Genomic DNA, 18,172 nt, shown 5'->3' with positions numbered 1-18,172 from the left:
TGGTGATCGTCAGGCAGCGAATCGACAAGCCTACCGACGGTCTCCGCACGGCTCAAAGCGATTAACCGGGCGCCGGGCCGGTACGGCCGCCGCCCGGCGCCCGCGAAACACTCACTCGACGCGCGGACGACGCCCACGCGACGCTCACTCAGCGCACGCGGACGATCACGTGAGCGTCACCGGGAGAGCGCTCTCCGGCGGCGGGTCGACCGCTTGGTGAGCGCCCTAACACCGTCCGTGTTTGTGCGCCAAAATCGCTAAAAAGCCGGGCAAATCCAGTGACTCGCACAGATCATGGGGGTATGTCGCCAGTGGCCGTCGAGGCCTAGCGAGGGGGTGGATGCTTTGTCGAAAGCCTGCGGTATCTCGTGGACCTGACAACGGACGACGACGTGTTCGCCACGTGACGCTAATCGCCGGCGAGCACGTCGTCCGCGTCGATGATCTGATAGGCGTATCCCTGCTCGGCCAGGAAGCGCTGCCGGTGCGCGGCGAACTCCTGGTCGACCGTGTCGCGGCTGACCACCGAGTAGAATCGCGCCCCGCCGCCGTCGGACTTGGGGCGTAGCACCCGGCCGAGTCGCTGGGCCTCCTCCTGGCGCGACCCGAAGGTGCCCGAGACCTGGATGGCCACCGAGGCCTCGGGCAGGTCGATGGAGAAGTTCGCCACCTTGGAGACGACCAGCACCTGGATCTCCTTGTCGCGGAACGCCTGGAACAGCCGCTCCCGCTCCTTGACCTTGGTCTCCCCCTTGATCACCGGCGCGTTCAGGTGCTCGCCGAGCTCGTCGAGCTGGTCGATGTACTGCCCGATGACCAGCACCTGCTCGTCCAGGTGCCGCCTGACCAGCGCCTCGGTCACCCGGGTCTTGGACGGCGTCGTCGCGCAGAAGCGGTAACGCTCCTCGGAGTCGGCCATCGCGTACGCGAGCCGCTCCTCGTCGGTCAGCGTCACCCGCACCTCGACACAGTCGGCGGGGGCGATCCAGCCCTGGTTCTCCATCTCCTTCCACGGCGCGTCGTAGCGCTTCGGGCCGATCAGGGAGAACACGTCGCCCTCCCGGCCGTCCTCGCGCACGAGCGTCGCGGTCAGCCCGACCCGCCGCCGGGCCTGCAGGTCGGCGGTCATCCGGAAGATCGGCGCGGGCAGCAGGTGGACCTCGTCGTAGACGACCAGGCCCCAGTCGCGGGCGTCGAACAGCTCCAGATGACGGTAGACGCCCTGCTTGCGGGTCGTCATCACCTGGTAGGTGGCGATGGTGACCGGGCGGATCTCCTTCTTGGTGCCGGTGTACTCGCCGATCTCGTCCTCGGTCAGCGAGGTCCGCTTGATCAGCTCCTGCTTCCACTGGTGCGCCGAGACCGTGTTGGTCACCAGGATCAGCGTCGTCGCCTTGGCGTGGGCCATCGCCGCCGCGCCCACGATCGTCTTTCCGGCGCCGCAGGGGAGCACGACCACGCCCGAGCCGCCGTGCCAGAACGCCTCGGCGGCCTCCCGCTGGTAGGTGCGCAGCTGCCAGCCGTCCTCGTTCAGCGTGATCGGGTGATGTTCACCGTCGACGTATCCGGCGAGGTCCTCGGCGGGCCAGCCCAGTTTGAGCAGATGCTGCTTGATGTTGCCGCGCTCGCTCGGGTGCACCACCACGGCGTCGGTCTCGATCCGCTCGCCCAGCAGCGGCTGGATCTTCTTCGAGCGCAGTACCTCCTCCAGCACGGCCCGGTCGGTGCTGGTCAGGACGAGTCCGTGGACGGGGTGCTTGTCCAGCCTGAGCCTGCCGTAACGGGCCATGGTCTCGGCCACGTCGACCAGCAGCGCGTGCGGCACCGGATAGCGGCTGTAGCCGATCAGCGCGTCGACCACCTGCTCCGCGTCGTGCCCGGCCGCCCGCGCGTTCCACAGGGCCAGCGGGGTCACCCGGTAGGTGTGCACGTGCTCGGGGGCACGTTCCAGTTCGGCGAACGGCGCGATCGCCTTGCGGCACTCGTCGGCTCGCTCGTGGTCGACTTCGAGCAGCAGGGTCTTGTCCGATTGGACGATCAGCGGTCCGTCAGTCACAGACTTCTCCCTTGTCATACGGTCAGCGGTCCATGGTCGCACCCGTCACCGTACGGCAGGCGCGGTCGGCGAGCCCATGGTCGCACTCGCGTGGGAGACTCGTCCGTTCGTCACCCCGCTTCCGTATGTCCAACGGATATGGGCCGCCGGACAGTCCCGGAACGCTCGGTGGCGGAAGGCGCCGTTCGTCACATTTGCCGGAGCGCTCAGTCGAAGGCGCCGTTCACCCCCGCCACGACGACGGCCCCGATGCCCAGGGCGACCAGGGCGACGTTGACGCCGATGCTGATCCAGACCCACTTGAGCAGGTTCCTGGCCCCTCGGGGGTCGCTCTCGACCTTGCTGAGCGCGACGCCGGACATGATGGCCCCGGCGAGGCCGCCGAGGCTGACGTAGCAGGTCATGGCGCACACGATGCTGATGACCAGCGCGACGATCGCGTGGGTCCTGACGCCGTCGTTGTTCTGGTGGGGGGTGGGGCCGTAGCCGTACTGCGGGGAGTACTGCCCGTAGCCCGGCTGCCCGTAGTCCTGCCCGTAGCCCGCCTGGCCGTATCCCTGGCCGTAGTCCGGTTGCCCGTAGGCCTGCTCGTAGCCCTGCTGCCCGTAGCCCTGCTGCCCGTAGGCCTGCTGTTCGGGGGCCTGTCCGTAGCCGGGCTGGCCGTACCCCTGTGAGCCATACCCCTGTGAGCCATATCCCTGCGAGCCGTGGTCCTGTGAGCCGTAGCCTGAAAGGCCGCTCTCCATGGTGGGGCTCTGGTGGATGTGGTTCGGTGCGCCGTGTCCGGGGTTCTGGCCCGGTCCCGTGCTGTAGGGACTCTTCCAGTCGTCCGGGTTCGTGCTGGGGCCTTCGGGGTGACCGCTGCTCACTGTGATTCGTCTCGTTTCTGTCGGATGCCGAACACCAACGAACATCGCGATATGGGGATCGAGTCGGCGCCGTTGGGCAACCGGCGCCACGGGTGTGCGCGACCGCGCGCCTGACGATCAGTTGATGTCGGCGATCCCGGTGATGCGGTGCAGGGCGAAGCGGTGCACCGCCGCGCGGGTCTCATCGTAGGCCGTGAGGTATCCCCCCTCCATCCGTGCGGGTTCGAGGATCCGGCTCGTCGCGTTGCCCTGGGAGTCGAGGTAGCCGATCCACACCTGGGAGCCCTGCCGGATGGCCTCGCGCAGCGCGTTGATCGTGGCGGTCGCCGGAGAGCGGGGGACCTGGCCTCCGGGGGCGTCCACGGGGGCCCGGCGGGCCTGGTGGGCCGCGTCACCGGCGCGCACCGCCCGTATGGCCGCCGCGACGACGTCGGCCTCGGGACCGTTGAACGTGACGGGCTGGCGGGGGGAGGGCTGGCCCTCGGTCCTGCGGACGTCGAGCTGCGTGATGATCACGTCACCGTCCAGCGACTCGGCCGCCGGGGCGTATCCCATCGCGCGCAACGAGTCGACGAGCGTCGACCTCGACGTCTTGGAGGCGATCACGGTGGGGGCGAGCCTGCGCAGCCGCAGCGGGAGGGCGCGCCGGTCGGCCATCACCTCGTCCAGCAGGGAGGAGTCGTCGCACCGGATGTAGGCGCTGGCCGTACCGACGCGCATGCGGCCGTGACGGCGGGCCACGTCCGTGACGAGATAGCCGAGCGGCTGCGGGACGGGCGTGGCCGAGTGGCGCTCCAGCATCGCCAGCATCTCGTCGGCGCCCTGCCCGGCGTCCAGCGCCCGCCGGATGGACCGCTCACAGAACCGGTAGACCGTCGCGCCGCCGGTGGACTCCACGTCGGCCGCCAGCGCCAGCCAGCGCCTCAGCTCGCCGGTGAGGGGGCCGGGGGCCACGGCCGTCAGGTCGGCCTGCAGGAGCACATGGTCGAGCGGCTCGGGCAGCAGCGGGGCCAGTGCCAGGGCCGCGGCCTCGGCGCGGCCGCCGCCGCAGGGGATCAGGGCCAGGCCGTGACCGGCGATCGCCCCCAGGCCGGTCACCCCGATCTGCTCCGCCTCGCGCAGCGTGAACTCCACGAGCTGGTCGCGCCGGCCGCCGCGCCTGCGGGGCTGCTCCCAGGACAGGCGCTCGCGCACCGACTCCAGGGAGGGCGCCACACCGGAACCTGCGGCGGAGAGCATGCTCAGGGCGGTCGCCCGGACCTCGGCGGCGGCCGAGCGCCGCAGGTCGGGATGGAGGGCGTTGAGCAGCCTGTCGCGCTCGTCGCGCTCGCCGATCATCCCCGGCACCCGGTCCATGGTCAGCCAGGTCGTGGCCAGCACCACCCAGCGGTCCTCGGTGCTCTTCACCCGCCAGCCGTCGTAGGCCGGGGTCGGCAGCCAGTCGCCGTCGACCGACCCGCTCGCGGCGATCAGCCCGGCGGCGTGGGCCACCTCGACGATCAGCCCCGTCACCCACTCGGGCACGTCGAGCATGGCGGCGGTCCGCTTCAGATCGCGTACGGCCAGGCCGCCGCTGCGCAGCACCCCGGGTGGGTCGACGCTCCAGCGTTCGCACAGCTCCTCGACCGCGCGGACGAACGTGAACGCCTGCCCCGCGGCGGTGCGGTCGGCCATCCCCCGGTCGCGGGCCGCGCCGTCGAGCGGGGGAGGGACGGGGGAGAGGTCATGGTGGATCCGGCCGCCGCGCAGGAACAGGCCGACCTCGCGGGGCAGCACCACGGTGTCCTCGCCGGTGGCGCAGAGCAGAGCGCGGGAGAGCAACTGCTCGATCGGCGACTGGGCTGTGGCGGCCCGCACCTCCCGGCGGGCGTTGGGCACCCGGCCGCTGGCCGGTCCCCAGGTCAGCTCGTTGAGCGCCGACCTGGCCTGTGGTGAGACGTCCTCGACCAGCCGCCCGACGACCTCCGGGGTGCCCAGCAGCCGGGCGAGGTCCTCCTTGGTGTCGCCGTTCTCACCGTCGATGTCCTGGATGAGCTCGGCCAGTCGCTCGGCGGGATGGTGTCTGAAGACCTCGACCGCGGGCTGGCCCAGCCCCGCGGGCGCCTCCAGGACCTCCCGCACCCCGGGGGAGGGAACCAGGGCGCTCTGCGGTCCGTAGGCCAGGGCGAGGGTCCGCAGCCGCTCGACGGTCTCCTTGAGCGCGGCCCGCAGCACGGGGGCCGCGACCCCCTCGGGCAGCGCGCGGGCCATCTGGGCGCGCAGCGCGCGGTAGTCGACCGGTGCGGGGAGCACGACCAGCGTCTCCAGCACCGAGAGCGTGAACCGGTCGAGCCGGTCGAGCACGCGGCCGACGGCGGACGGGCTGCTCGCCCGCCCGGCCAGCCCCTCCACATGGGCCGGGACCGGGGTGATGAGTTCGGGTCGCACGGTGACCAGAGCCCGCAACTGGTCGTCGCTCCGGCTGCGCAGCCACTCGATGAACTCCGTGCTCATTCCGTCAATGGTAGGAGTCCTGACCGACAAAGCTAGGTTTGGGAAAGTTCGCGTTCATGTGAACAACGGTGAATCGGAGTGTGAACCGGCTCCCGGCGGTCCGGGGACGCCCGGTGCTCAGCCGATCGCGTGGACCGCGGGGTGGGGCAGCAGACCGAGTGCGAGGCGTACCCAGGAGGCGACGAAACGGTCGAGCTCCGCGCGCCCGGGAGGTTCGCCGACGGTCTCCTCGAAAAGCCTGTAGTGGACCACCGCGCCGCCGAGCACGGCGCCGATCGCGGGCCAGTCGAGCTCGGCGTCGGCGTACTCCGGCTGGGCGCGGAACCACGTGGTGATCGCGTCGAACATGGGCTGCAGGAGCCCCTCGCGCACGATCGCGACCAGTTCGGGAAACTGGCTCAGGTCGCGGAAGAAGACCCGGGTCAGCTCGTTCTCCTCGCGGACCTTGGCCAGCCCGGCCTCGCACAGGTGGGCCAGACGTTCCTCGAGGGCGATCGAGGAGTCGAGGGCGTTCATCTCGGCCAGCGTCTCGGCGACCTGTGCCCGGGTCCTGGCGGCGTGCTCGCCCATGGCCGCCGCGAGCACCTCGTACTTGGATCTGAAGTGCCGGTAGAGCCCTCCGGCGCCGGGGGACAGGCCGGAGGCGGCCTCGATCTCGGCCACCGAGGTCGCCGAGTAGCCCCGCTCCGCGAACAGGCGCAGGGCTTCGTCGATGATCCGTTCGCGCGTTGATCTGGTCATTTTGCTACCGATACCTCCACCATGACCATATCCAGTGGCCAATCCGCCGGGCCGAGGCTCGCCGGGCCGTGGGCGTGGCGGGCAGCGGGACCCGCCGCGCACGGCGGCATGGGCGGTACGGCGGCGCGGCCGTCACAGGAGAACACGAAAGACGCGAACGGTTCGTTCAACGCGATCAGCGCATGATGCGCGAAAGACATGTTCGGCGCGGACTGCGCGAAAAGTGTGGAGGGCGGGGGAAGCGCGAAAAGCGCGGCCGGTATGGCGCACGAGGCGGCGAAGGGGGGTTCTCCGGCTGCTCGGACACGGCCGCTTCCTGGCCGATGAGGGGATTTTTCCTGATGTGGGACTTTCCCGAAGGGTTCCGTAACGGATGTCGTCCCGTACAGTGGCTGGGATTACCCCCGCCCCCCGAAGATTTGGCATCCTGCGAAGGTCCTGCGAAGCTCGAGTCCTCCGCCGGGCGGATGGGAGCTGGAGAGCGAATGAACTCGGTGGGGTTCGACCTGGACATGACGCTGGCCGACACGCGGGCCGGCATCGCGGCCGTCTACGACGAGCTGGCGCTGCGCCTGGGCGTGTTCATCGACAGCGCCGCCGTGGTCGCCAGGCTCGGGCCGCCCCTGGAGTGGGAGCTGACCAACTGGCTCCCCGCCGAGGACATCCCCGAGGCCGTCGCCGTCTACAGGTCGCTGTACCCCTCGATCGCCGTCCCGGCCACCACCCTGATGCCCGGCGCGCGCCAGGCCGTCGAGGCCGTACGGCGGGCCGGGGGCAGGGTCATCGTGGTGACCGGCAAGAACACCCCGGACGCGCGCAGGACGGTCGACTTCCTCGGCCTGGAGGTGGACATGGTCGCGGGCTCGGTGTTCGGCACCGAGAAGGGGCCCGCCCTCGCCGAGTTCGGCGCGGCCGCCTACGTCGGAGACCACGTCGCCGACATCGAGGCGGCCCGGGCCGGGGGCGTCGTGAGCGTGGCGGTGGCGACCGGCCACTATCCGGCGGGGGAACTGCGTGATCACGGAGCCGACGTGGTGTTCGGTGATCTGACGGAGTTCGCCGAATGGTTCGACGGCTGGAGGACACCCGCCGCACTCGTGTAATTCAGGCGTGAATACACGGTCGCCCCGGGCGCTCGCTGGGCATAACCTACATCCATTCCTTTTCACGACAGTCTGAACGAGGTCACCCCTGTGCCGAGTGGCAAGGTCAAGTGGTACGACGCCGACAAGGGATTCGGCTTCCTCACCCGCGACGACGGCGGTGAGGTCTTCGTGCATTCTTCCGCGCTGCCCGGTGGCGTGGACTCCCTCAAGCCGGGCCAGAAGGTCGAGTTCGGCGTGGCCGAAGGGCGTCGCGGGCAACAGGCGCTGTCGGTGCGCGTGATCGACCAGCCCCCGACGCTCACCAAGGCCGCCAAGCCGAAGGGCAAACGCAAGAAGCCCGACGAGATGGTGGTCATCGTGGAAGATCTGATCAAGCTGTTGGACACGGTCTCCATGTCCTACCAGAAGGGCAAGCACCCCGAGGCCGTGCACGCGAAGAAGATCGCCGCGGTGCTCCGCGCCGTGGCGGACGATCTGGACGACTGACCTTTCTCCCGGCCCCGGCGGTCCTTCGCGGCTCCCGGTGGCCCTCACCCCCCGCTCGATCTCCGCTCGATCCCGCGATCCCCGCGGGTTCCGCCTGTCTCCCGAGGTATCCGCAGGTCCTCGTGGGGGCAGGCGGTTTCTCATGAGCGGAGGTCTCCTCCGCCGGTCGCCGCGGCTCGGCCACGGCGACCGGTCCCGGGAAGGGCGAGGGGAGGGCGCGGGGAGAGCGTGGGGGCGGTCGCGAGGGCCGGCGGCGGGGTCAGCCGTGGGGGTCAGCCGTGGGGGTTGGTCAGCGGTTTGGTCCGCTTGTCGGCGGGGGGATCGCTCCGCCGTACGATCGCGGTCGTCGTGACCCCCGTCCCGGGCAGGAGCCTCTCCCAGGGGGCCGGGCGCGGGGTTTCGCCGGGAGTGGCGGGCCGCGAGGCGTCACCGGTGGAGACGTCCGTGGGAACGTCCGTGGAAACGTCTGTGGAGACGTCTGTGGGAACGCCGGGAGAGCCGAGCGCGGGGGCGGCCGGGGAGTCGAGCGAGGGGAGTACGGGAGGCGCCGCGGGCACCGGCCCGCTTCCGCTTCCGCTTCCGTCTCCGCTTCGGTCTCCGGCGTCGGCACGGGGAACGGCAGGGGAGTCCGCCGGTGAGGGCGCCGCCTCGGCCCGCGCGGCCTCGACCCTGGCGTCTCTCGCGTCCACCCGCCTGCGGCGCCGTACCAGCAGCCAGCCGAGCGAGACGCCGAGCATCACGGCCATCACCGTCAGCCCGGCGCCCCCGCCGGTGAACAGCGAGAACAGCAGCCCGACCAGGCCGCCGCCCACCCACGCGACCTGAAGGAGCGCCTCCACCACGCCGAAGGTCGACGAGCGCACCTCCTCGCCGATCTCGCGCTGCACGATCGCGTCCAGCGCGAGTTTTCCGAGCCCCTGGGCGAACGCGGCGACCAGCGCGACGGCCACCGCCGTCCACAGGGTGAACGCGAACGCCGCCACCGCCGTGGTCACGGTCGCGAGCCCGAGCGTGGCCAGCACGATGACCTGCGGGGAACGGCCGCGCGTCCACGAGGCCACGGCCGTCCCCGCCAGGCCGCCGGCCCCGGCCGCCACGGCCAGCACGCCGATCGTGACCGTGGGGGCGAGGCCGGGCAGGTGCCTGTCCTGTACGAGGAAGAGCAGGTAGAACAGCAGGAACCCGGAGTAGAGGCGGACGGCCGCGTTGGCGGCCATCGCCTCGGTGACCACCGGGCCCACGTTCAGCAGGGTGCGCCAGCGGGCCGGCCGCTCCTCGTTCTCCTCCAGCAGCACGTCGAGGTCGGGGGAGTCGACGTGACGCGGGAGCCGTACGGCCAGCACGCCCAGGAGCAGGAAGATCGCCAACGCGCCGCGCAACGTCCACTCGGCGCCGAGCCAGGCGCTGACGCCGGCCCCGACCGGCACCGCCACACCCGCGGTGACCAGGGCGAACAGGGCGACCCTCGCGTTGGCGGTGACCAGCGCGATGTCGGCGGGCAGCACGTTCGGCATGATCGCCGCGCGGGAGACGCTGTAGGCCTTGGACAGCACCAGCACCGCCAGCGCCGCGGGGAAGATGGTGAACACGTCACCGGGCACGATCGCCGCCGCCATGGCGAAACAGAGCAGCCCGCGGCCGAACAGGGTGCCCGCCATCACGAAGCGCCTGCCGGAGCGGAACCGGTCGAGGACCGGCCCGACGAACGGCGCGACCACCACGAAGGGGATCATCGTGATCAGCAGGTAGAGCGCGACCTGCCCCCTGGCCTCGTTGACCGGAAGCTTGAACAGCGTCCCGGCCAGGGCCGCGGTGACCAGCGCGTCGCCCGCGCTCTCCAACGCGGTCAGCTCGATCAGCTGACCCAGCCCCGTACGGCCGGCGCCCTGCGCGTGGGTCAGCCGCCGGGAGGCCGCGCCGACACGCCGGGTCCCGCGCGCCGCGCCTCGCCCGGCGCGCACCGTCGCCTGTCCCGCGCCTCGCCCGGCGCGTACGGTCGCCCGTCCCGCCCCGGCCGCCGACCGGCCGACCAGACGGGAGGCGTCGCCGACCGTCTTCCGTGCTCGCTCCCACCCACCTGCCACGCATCCAGTCTTACCCAAATGACAGATGGGATGTCCGATGCGGTATGACACTCGACGTCCGATCCCGCTCTGACCTGGAGGAGACCGCCTCCTGGTTTCGAAGGTGACGTTTCCCCGGGAGTTTCCCCGTCCGGAGGGGAATGGGTTGCCGGTCTCGCGATGTCGGGCTACGGTCCTGACGGCGCCGCCGAAACCCGGGAGCGCCGTTCCCGCCGGGGCTGGACGCGGGATCGCCCGGGCGGGACCCAGGGGACGGGCGGGGAGCGGTGCCGTTCGCTCCGGGCATGGGTGAGAATGAACTGTGAGTCAGCGCAGCGAGCTAGGCAGTAAGGAAGGCGGCCGTCGGGTCGCGAGGCCGGCGGAGGTGGACTCGTGAGCCGCCCCCGGACCCGCGCCGCCGTCGTCGATCCGGCCTGCGCCGCCGCCGTCGACCTGGCCCGTTCCGCGATCGAGGAGAACGTCAGGCCGGACGAGGTGGGCGAGCACCTCGGTGTCGAGGCCGAGGGCGAGCGGGTCGTCACCCATTACTTCACCTGCCTCGACCGTGCCTACCGTGGCTGGCGCTGGGCCGTCACCGTCGCCAGGGCCTCCCGGGCGCGCAACGTGACGGTCAGCGAGGTGGTGCTCCTGCCCGGCGCGGGCGCGCTGCTGCCGCCCGAGTGGGTGCCGTGGAGCGAGCGGCTGCGTCCAGGCGACCTCGGCGTCGGCGACCTGCTGCCCACCCCCGCCGACGACGCGCGGCTCGCGCCCGGTTACACCCAGACCGAAGACGACTCCGACCGCCAGATGTTCTTCGAGTACGGCCTGGGCCGGGCGAGGGTGCTCTCCCCGATCGGCAGGGACCGTGCCGTGCGGCGCTGGCATTCGGGCGAGTCGGGACCGCACACCCCGCTCGCGCACGCCGCCCCCGCCCAGTGCTCCACCTGCGGTTTCTACTGGCCGCTCGCGGGCGCGCTGGGCACCGGCTTCGGGGTCTGCACGAACGAGTACGCCCCCGACGACGGCCGTGTGGTCGCCGCCGACCACGGTTGCGGCGCGCACTCCGAGGCCGCCGTGCTGCCGCACCAGGTCGAGCCCACCTCGCCGATCCTGGACGACCTCGCCTACGACATCGCAGAGGAATCCGCGGAGACGGACCTGGCAGGCTCCGTCGACGACACCACCGCCGAGCCGCTGGGTCACTCCTGAGCCGACGCCGTTCTCACAGGCCGCCGGGCCGATCGGGCCCTGGCGGCGGTGACGCGACGGGACGCGACGTGACCTGTGGGGCCCCCGACCTTTGGACTCATCGCTGTGACTGACATCTTCGGCACCGACCGACTGCGTTCCGCCGTGCTCGCGGCCTGGACCGCTTCGCCCGCCCGGTTCCGCGAGGACGCCAACGCGGAGGAGGACTTCGCGCTCGGCGGTTACCGCGACCGGCTGATCGTCGAGCTCGCCCAGAACGCCGCCGACGCCGCGCTCCGCGCCGGAGTGCCGGGGCGGCTGCGCCTTTCGCTGCGCGAGGGGGTGCTGTCGGCTGCGAACACCGGCGCGCCGATCGACGCGGCGGGGATCGAGGGCCTGTCCACGCTGCGCGTCTCCGGCAAGCGTGGCGAGTCCGGCGCGGCCGGGCGCTTCGGCGTCGGCTTCGCGGCCGTGGTCTCCGTCTGCGACGAGCCGGTGATCGGCTCGCTCGGCTCCGGCGTCGTCCGCTGGTCCCGTGACCAGACCGCCGTCCTGGTGGCCGCCGAGCCCACGCTGTCCAAGGAGTTCGCCGAGCGCGGCGGCCACGTGCCGCTGCTGCGCCTGCCGTTCCCCGCGGGACCGGTCGAGGTGCCCGGCGGCTTCGACACGCTCGTACGGCTGCCGCTGCGCGACAGGGCCGCCGTGGAGGCCGTCCGGCAGATGCTCCGGGAGACCGGTCCGGCGCTGCTGCTCGGCCTGCCCGCGCTGGAGTCGATCGAGATCGACCTGGAGGGCGAGGAGCGTACGGTCCGGCTGGACGGCTGGCGGGTGGTCTCGGCCTCGGGGCGGTTCACCCCCGAGGAGGTCACCGAGCTGTTCGCCGACCGGCCGACCGAGGAGCGGGGCCGGCCGTACTGGTCGGTCCGCTGGGCCGTGCCCGTCGACGAGGCCGCCTCCCCCGGCGGGGAGCCCCGGCCGTTGCCCGCGCGGGTGCCGCCGGTGGTGCACGCGCCGACGCCCAGCGACGAGCCGCTCGACCTGCCAGTGCTGCTGATCGCCTCCTTCCCGATGGCCACCGACCGGCGCCACGTGGCCATGGGCCCGCTGACCGACTTCCTGGTCGAGCGCGCCGCCGACGCCTACGTCGAACTGCTCGCCGGGCTGGCCCGCACGCCCAGGCTGCTGGACCTCGTCCCTGGCCTGATGGGCAAGGCGGAGCTCGACGCGCAGATCCGCAGGGCCATCCTGCGCAGGCTTCCCGACGCCCCGCTGCTGCCCGCGCTCTCCCCGCCCGCCGACGCCGAGGAGCCCCCGGCCGACGGTGCGGACCTGGTCGTGGCCGGTCGGCAGGCGTCCGTGTTGGCGGCCCCCGGCGAGCTGCTGGAGAAGGTCGCCGCCATGGTCCCCGGGCTGCTGCCCGCCGGATGGCCGTCCAGGCACCCGGCGATCACCGGTCTCGGAGTGAAGCGGATCGAGCTCGCCGACATCGTGGACATGCTCTCCGGTGACGCCGTCGCGGACCGGGAGCCGTCCTGGTGGCGGTCGCTGTACGAGGTCCTGCCCGCCGACGACCCCGAGGCGCTCGGCGCGCTGCCGGTGCCGCTCGCCGACGGCCGCCTGGTGCGGGGTCCGCGCGGCACGCTGCTGCTGTCCGACGGCTCCTCGCTCGACCTGGCCGTGCTGGCCCCGCTGGGGCTGCGCGTCGTGCACCGGGAGGCCGCCCACCCGCTGCTGCTGCGTCTCGGCGCGGCGGAGGCGACGCCCAGGACCGTCCTGGAGGACCCGGTGACCCGCGCCGCCGTCGCCGAGTCGCTGGAGAGCCCCGACTCCGAGCCGGTGGCCCAGGCGGTGCTCGCGCTGGTGGACGCCGCCGGGCTGGTCGCGGGCGAGGCCCCGTGGCTGTCGGAGCTGGCGCTGCGCGGCGCCGACGGCGAGCTGTACCCCGCCGGTGAGCTGCTCCTGGCCGACGGCGCGCTGGCCGGTCTGCTGGACGAGGAGACGCACTTCGGCACGGCCGCCCCCGAGCTGGTCGACAGGTACGGCTCGCGGGTGCTGGCCGCCGCCGGGGTGCTCGACGGGTTCGCCGTGGTCAACGACACCGACGTGATGATCGACCCCGACGACTGCGACCACGACCTGGACCGCGAGGAAGAGTGGCTGGAGGCCGTGCTCGACCTGCTGCCCGAGATGGACGTGCCGCCGGTCGCCAGGGAGTTCTCCGCCGTGCGCGACCTGGAGTACGTCGCGGACTGGCCCTCGGCCCTCGCCCTGCTGTCGCGCCCGCCGCTGCGCTCGGTCCTGCACCCGCTGCGGGTCCTCGTCGCCGGTGAGGTCGTGGAGGTGCCCTCCTACACCGCGTGGTGGCTGTCCACCCACCCGGTGCTCGGCGGGCGGCGTCCCACGCAGCTGCGGCTCCCGGCCGCCGACCCCCTGCTGTTCGGCCTGTACGGCGACGCCCCGGCCGTCGTCGACGAGGCCGTTCTGGCGATGATCGGCGTCCGGAGCACCCTGACCGACCTGCTCGCCTCGCACGGCGGCCCCGACGAGCTTCTGGAGCTGCTGGGCGACCCGTCCATCGAGGTCGACCGGGCCCAGCTCCGCGCCCTGTGGGTCGCCCTGGCCGGGGTCGCCCCCGTCCGTGTCGCCCCTCCCCGGGCGGTGCGCGCCATCCTCGACGGCGAGATCGTCGTCGCCGACGCCGAGGACGGCCACCTGCTGTCCGGCGGGACGTCGCCGTCCGGCGAGGCCGGGGGCGGCGCGGGTGAGCCGGTGGTCGTCGAGGCGCCCGACCTGCTTCCCCTGGTCGCGGGCCGGCCGCTGATCCTGGCCCCGTTCGACCTGGCCGAGGCGCTGTCGGAGCTGCTCGACCTGCCGCTGGCCGGGGAGGAGGCCACCGGTGAGGTGACCTCGGAGGGTACGGTCCGCGAGGTCCCGGCGGCGGTGCGGTCGCTGCTGCCGACGGCGCCCGCGACCTATGTGGAGCACGAGAAACTGCTGGTGGACGGGGTTCCCGCCACCTGGCGGTTCTTCGAGGGCACGGTGCACGCCACGGGCGTCGAGGGGCTGGCGCGCGGGCTCGCGTGGGCGTCCGGCCAGTGGGGCGACCGGCTCGCGGTCGCCGCCCTGCTCCGTGACCCGGCGGCGGTGCCCCTGCTGCTGGCCGAGGCCGACCTCGACAGCTGGACCGCCTCAACCGGCTGACGCGACGCTCCCTCTTCCGTAGCCCGCCGTCCGCCGCCGTCCGTCGTCAGGGGGCGGTGGGCGGCACGGGGGGTGCGGGGAGGATGGGCGAGGTCGCCGTCGCGGGCCCGGTCGATTCCGCCGAGGACGGTGTGTCCGGGGACGGCTCCCGCTCATCGGGCGCCTTCCCGCGGTCGAGGCGGCGGACGAACCAGAGCCCGAACAGGCCGCCGCATATGCCGGACACGCAGGTCCAGATCCACCACTGGTGGTCCGGACCCGGCCGCACGATCAGCAGAACGACCAGGGCGACCACCCACAGGCCGGTGCCCGCGAGGATCGTGGCCGAGTTGTTGGTCCTCAACGGTTGAAGATCCGGCAGGCGAGGCTGGTTCACGTGCTCCAGCGTAGGCGACGCGGCCTCCCCCCTGGCAAAACGCGTGCCGCTCAGACCGGAACCGGCCGGGGGCACGGTATCGTTCACCGGAGCCGGGACAGGCGGATCGCCGTCCAGGCCGGAACCGGGTCAGGGACACGGATACTGTCCACACCGGATCGCGCGCGGGAACATGCGGTGAATTCTCATGTCGTACGGCGGCCCGCCACGTGAGACCATGCGGTCTGCCGTACAAGAGCTGAGAACCGCCGGTTCCCGGTCGTCCGGCGGCCGATTCCCCATCCGACGCCTCCAAACACGGCGCTTTGCCGCCGCCTGACCCCGGCCGGCGTAGTTTCCCAGGAGTTTCCGGCATGACTCGCTACACCCCCGTCACCACCAGCGACGTCGGCTGGCAGGCGTTACTGGCCGACGCCTTCGAGGCCCTTCTCGGCCGTCCGCCCGCCGGTTACGACCCCGGCGCCGAGTACGCCGCCTACTACCACGGCAACTTCTTCCACGAGACGAGGAACGACAGGGACCCGACCTGGCTGAACCCGGCGGTCCTGTCCGGAGGCGAGCCGATCGAGGTAGGGGATCTCTACCTGTACGACATGGGGGAGCCGCCCCTGCGGTTCGACGCGAGCCGTTCGCTCTTCCAGTTCTCCAGCCACGGCCTCTCCGACGCCTTCGCCGCGGATCTGGCGCGGGCGTGTTTCGCGCCCGACATCGTGCGGGGCGCCGACCTGGCGCCGGTGCTGTGGCGCCACGACCTCGACCTCGCGGACCCGGTCCTGGCGGAGAACTGGCACGTCTGCTACGCCAGGATCGCCTCGAACGGAACGCTCCTCGACGCGATGCGGGTCGCGACCGGCATCGGTCGCGGCCCCGGCAGCCTGATCCCCTTCGAGGGGAACGCCGACGAGGAGTGGGCGCCCGCGCTCGCCGCGATCGCCGACCCGCGCCTGCGCGCCCACCTCAGCCTCGGCTGCTGTGACGCGGCCGAGGCCGAAGGCCTCACCTACCTGGGAGCCGACGTTCCCCTCGGCTCCCTCCTCGGCGACAGCGGCTGCTCGGCGGTCGCGGGCTGGGAGGACGGTCACGGCCAGGTGGACGTCACCGTCGTCCGGCTCGGCGCCGCCGTCACGAGCCCCCGCCCGGCCTGACCGCCCCGGCGAGGCTGAGGCCGAGGTCGCGCGGAAGTGATGTGTGACCGCTGTCATACGTTCCTGGGCGGGTCGTCACGGGGAGTCCGGCCTGATGTCGCAGATGTAAAGGTGATCCGAGCTCTCCTGCTGGTAATCCGACCAGTCCGCGCCGTTCGCGTAGCGGGCCCAGTCCTCCTCGCTGATCTTCGTGCCCTGGTCACCGTGACAGGCCACCCGCCCCGGGTCGGCGACGATCTCGGCGAGTTTCTTGAGGTTCCAGAGGGAAGCGCCGTTGGAGCCGGCTGTCAGGGCGACGCCACCGTCGGCGCTGAGAGCCACGGAATCGATCTCCTGTCCGTATCCGTGCAACGCAGCCAGCCGGGTCGGCCTGGACGGGTTGGAGAGGTCCCACAGGAGCCCCGAACCGCTCGCTCCGGCGAACAGGGCTCGCTTCCCGTCAGGGGTCAAGGCCATGTCGTACATGTCACCGAGGGGTATGTCGAACACAGCGATGCGAACCGGATGCCGCCGGTCACCGAGGTTCCAGATCTCGACCTGATGCGCGCTCCCGACAAGGACGACACGCCCGTCCGCGCTCATCGCCGTCTCCCTCGCGGCTTTCGCGGGCTGGTCCAGATCCACCGACCTGACCGGGTGCGAGGGGTCGGCGAGATCCCAGACCGTCACCACCCCGTCGATGTCCAGGGTGACGGCGGTCCGGCCGTCCGCGCTGAGATCGAGGTCGTGCATGGGGGAGGTATGTGCTCTTGTCATCGACAGGCGCACCGGATGAGAGCGGACGCTCAGGTCCCACACGGTCATGTCGCCGTTCGTGCCGACGATCACCGCCGTACGGCCGTCGCGTGACAACGTCACCGCCTCCACGCGGTTGATATCGTCACTGTTCCTTTTGCCCGTCCTCTCGACCGCCAACGTGGCCAGCCGGGAGGGCTTGGCCGGGTCGGCGAGATCCCACACGATCGTGGCGTCGTCGTTGCCTCCGGCGGCCAGCGCGGTCCGCCCGTCGAAGGACAGCGCCACCGAGCCCACGAATCCCTTACGGCTCTTCAATACGGCGAGCCGATCGGATTTTTCGACGATCTTGGGGTCGAGCCAGGACTTGAGGTCCCACACGCTCTCCTTGTCCTCATCGTCGCCGTCACCGGTCAGGGCGATCCGCCCATCGCCGCTCAGCGCCACCGGGTTGGACACACCTGACGTGAGGCTGTCGCCGCGTCCCCAGAGCAGCGTGTCGGTCAGCCCTGCCCGGGTCTGCTCGTCGGAGTGGATCTTTACTGCGGCCACGCCGAGATCCCAGGCCATGGGAGGGTCGACACCGCGTAGTTCCGCGGCGTGGAGTGCGAGGCCGCGCGCCAGCGCGATGCGCTCCTGGGCCGAAGCACTGTCGTGCTCGCGTTTCCACACGAGTCCGGTGGCGGCCAGGAAGACGGCCAGGAGTGCGGCAAGAGTGATCGCGTACGTTCTCCGGCGGGTCCCGCCGCGCGCGTCCACCTGCGGGTCCCCGGCCAGATCGTTCATCTCGGTCTCCAAAGCGTCGGGCTCACACGCGTGCCGCAGGCCGCACTTCCGGGTTCCGGAAGCGCTGCGCGCACCTCTTCCTGCTTCCACCGCTCTGGGCGTCTTCGAGCGCGCCCGTCGCCACAGTACGGCGACCGCTGATCAACTGTGTGCCGGTAGATCAATTTGATCGGCTTACCGTATGAAGCCGTGCCTTTGGCGGGTTTCGCGCTCCGTCCTCGTCGGTGACCTCGCCGCTCTCGGCTTCGGCGGGACCTTCTCTTCGCGGTACGGCCGTCGCGGGCGGTCCCACCTTCTCGGGAGGTGGTCGGCCGGGGGGCGGGTGTTGCCGTGTCCGGGTTGGGGATCGGGGCCGGGTCTGACACGCTGTACGGCTCACGCCGAGAAAACCCCGGGTGGAGGGAATCATGTGCGCAGGTATATAGTTAGCAAAGGTAATGAGCGATGCTAATGAACACGTCACGGAAGGACCCCGTCGCGAACCTGCGAAGCGACGCCGGTCTGGCTTCGGCACTGCGCGTCTCGCTGGCGCGACTGAACAGACGCCTGCGCAGGCAGGCAGGGGGACACTCACTGACCCCCACCCAGGTCGCGACGCTCGTCGCGGTGGAACGGCATTCCGGGATAACCCCCGGCGAATTGGCCGAGCACGAGAAGGTGCAACCGCCCTCGATGACCCGCGTGATCGCCGTGCTGGAAGAGCGGGGGCTGGTGTCCCGTACACCGCACCCCTCCGACCGGCGTCAGGTGACCGTGAGGGTGACCGAGCAGGGGTCGGCGCTGCTGAAGGAGGAGCGCCGTCTCAAGGAGGCGTGGCTGACGCAGCAGTTGAAGGAGCTGTCCGCCGAGGAGAGAACGGTGCTCAGGCAGGCGGCCCCGATTCTGGAGAAACTCAGCCGGAACTAGCCGACCCTGAGGAACCCTGCG

At 71.6% G+C, this 18,172-nt stretch carries 13 protein-coding genes; 6 read left to right on the top strand and 7 right to left on the bottom strand.

Going from position 1 to position 18,172, the window contains the following annotated elements:
• Positions 1 to 409: 409 nt before the first annotated feature.
• From AB0N02_RS12745 to AB0N02_RS12730, 4 genes are all read right to left on the bottom strand, one after another.
• The gene (locus AB0N02_RS12745) at positions 410 to 2,074 is read right to left on the bottom strand and encodes a DNA repair helicase XPB (RefSeq protein ID WP_363945364.1); all 1,665 of its coding nucleotides are present in this window, start codon (positions 2,072 to 2,074) and stop codon (positions 410 to 412) included.
• 188 nt (positions 2,075 to 2,262) lie between these two features.
• Positions 2,263 to 2,925 (bottom strand): hypothetical protein, encoded by a 663-nt coding sequence (locus AB0N02_RS12740; RefSeq protein WP_363945363.1) that lies wholly within the window; start codon positions 2,923 to 2,925, stop codon positions 2,263 to 2,265.
• A 117-nt stretch (positions 2,926 to 3,042) separates the two neighbouring features.
• Positions 3,043 to 5,418, bottom strand: a complete 2,376-nt coding sequence (locus AB0N02_RS12735) for a helicase-associated domain-containing protein (protein ID WP_363945361.1) — start codon at positions 5,416 to 5,418, stop codon at positions 3,043 to 3,045.
• A gap of 117 nt (positions 5,419 to 5,535) precedes the next feature.
• A complete protein-coding gene (locus tag AB0N02_RS12730; RefSeq protein WP_363945359.1) occupies positions 5,536 to 6,159 on the bottom strand; it encodes a helix-turn-helix domain-containing protein in 624 nt (207 codons plus the stop codon).
• Between the two features lie 485 nt (positions 6,160 to 6,644).
• Between AB0N02_RS12730 and AB0N02_RS12725 the strand changes: the two genes are divergently transcribed.
• Positions 6,645 to 7,262 carry an HAD family hydrolase gene (locus tag AB0N02_RS12725; protein ID WP_363945358.1) on the top strand — a complete coding sequence of 206 codons (618 nt, stop codon included), beginning with the start codon at positions 6,645 to 6,647 and terminating at the stop codon, positions 7,260 to 7,262.
• A 90-nt stretch (positions 7,263 to 7,352) separates the two neighbouring features.
• A complete protein-coding gene (locus AB0N02_RS12720) occupies positions 7,353 to 7,751 on the top strand; it encodes a cold-shock protein (protein ID WP_363945357.1) in 399 nt (132 codons plus the stop codon).
• A 272-nt stretch (positions 7,752 to 8,023) separates the two neighbouring features.
• Here AB0N02_RS12720 and AB0N02_RS12715 read toward each other — a convergent pair whose 3' ends face one another.
• Complete coding sequence (locus tag AB0N02_RS12715; RefSeq protein ID WP_363945355.1) at positions 8,024 to 9,835, bottom strand: MFS transporter; 1,812 nt, start codon at positions 9,833 to 9,835, stop codon at positions 8,024 to 8,026.
• 372 nt (positions 9,836 to 10,207) lie between these two features.
• Between AB0N02_RS12715 and AB0N02_RS12710 the strand changes: the two genes are divergently transcribed.
• Complete coding sequence (locus AB0N02_RS12710; protein WP_363945353.1) at positions 10,208 to 11,023, top strand: DUF3027 domain-containing protein; 816 nt, start codon at positions 10,208 to 10,210, stop codon at positions 11,021 to 11,023.
• Between the two features lie 105 nt (positions 11,024 to 11,128).
• Positions 11,129 to 14,203: a hypothetical protein gene (locus tag AB0N02_RS12705; protein WP_363945351.1), complete on the top strand. Its 3,075-nt coding sequence runs from the start codon at positions 11,129 to 11,131 to the stop codon at positions 14,201 to 14,203.
• 46 nt (positions 14,204 to 14,249) lie between these two features.
• On the opposite strand, the gene AB0N02_RS12700 is transcribed toward AB0N02_RS12705, so the two are convergent.
• Positions 14,250 to 14,579 carry a DUF2530 domain-containing protein gene (locus AB0N02_RS12700; RefSeq protein ID WP_363945350.1) on the bottom strand — a complete coding sequence of 110 codons (330 nt, stop codon included), beginning with the start codon at positions 14,577 to 14,579 and terminating at the stop codon, positions 14,250 to 14,252.
• 353 nt (positions 14,580 to 14,932) lie between these two features.
• Between AB0N02_RS12700 and AB0N02_RS12695 the strand changes: the two genes are divergently transcribed.
• Positions 14,933 to 15,724, top strand: coding sequence for a hypothetical protein (locus tag AB0N02_RS12695; RefSeq protein ID WP_363945348.1), 792 nt, complete (start codon positions 14,933 to 14,935; stop codon positions 15,722 to 15,724).
• Positions 15,725 to 15,799: 75 nt separating this feature from the next.
• Here AB0N02_RS12695 and AB0N02_RS12690 read toward each other — a convergent pair whose 3' ends face one another.
• Positions 15,800 to 17,245 (bottom strand): WD40 repeat domain-containing protein, encoded by a 1,446-nt coding sequence (locus tag AB0N02_RS12690; protein WP_363945346.1) that lies wholly within the window; start codon positions 17,243 to 17,245, stop codon positions 15,800 to 15,802.
• Between the two features lie 444 nt (positions 17,246 to 17,689).
• Between AB0N02_RS12690 and AB0N02_RS12685 the strand changes: the two genes are divergently transcribed.
• The gene (locus AB0N02_RS12685; RefSeq protein ID WP_363945344.1) at positions 17,690 to 18,151 is read left to right on the top strand and encodes a MarR family transcriptional regulator; all 462 of its coding nucleotides are present in this window, start codon (positions 17,690 to 17,692) and stop codon (positions 18,149 to 18,151) included.
• Positions 18,152 to 18,172: the final 21 nt, after the last annotated feature.

This window comes from Streptosporangium sp. NPDC051022, from assembly GCF_040683035.1.
Classification (GTDB): Bacteria; Actinomycetota; Actinomycetes; order Streptosporangiales; family Streptosporangiaceae; genus Streptosporangium.
The sequence above is the reverse complement of the archived record's forward strand: the minus strand, read 5'-3'. Positions and strand labels throughout refer to the sequence as shown.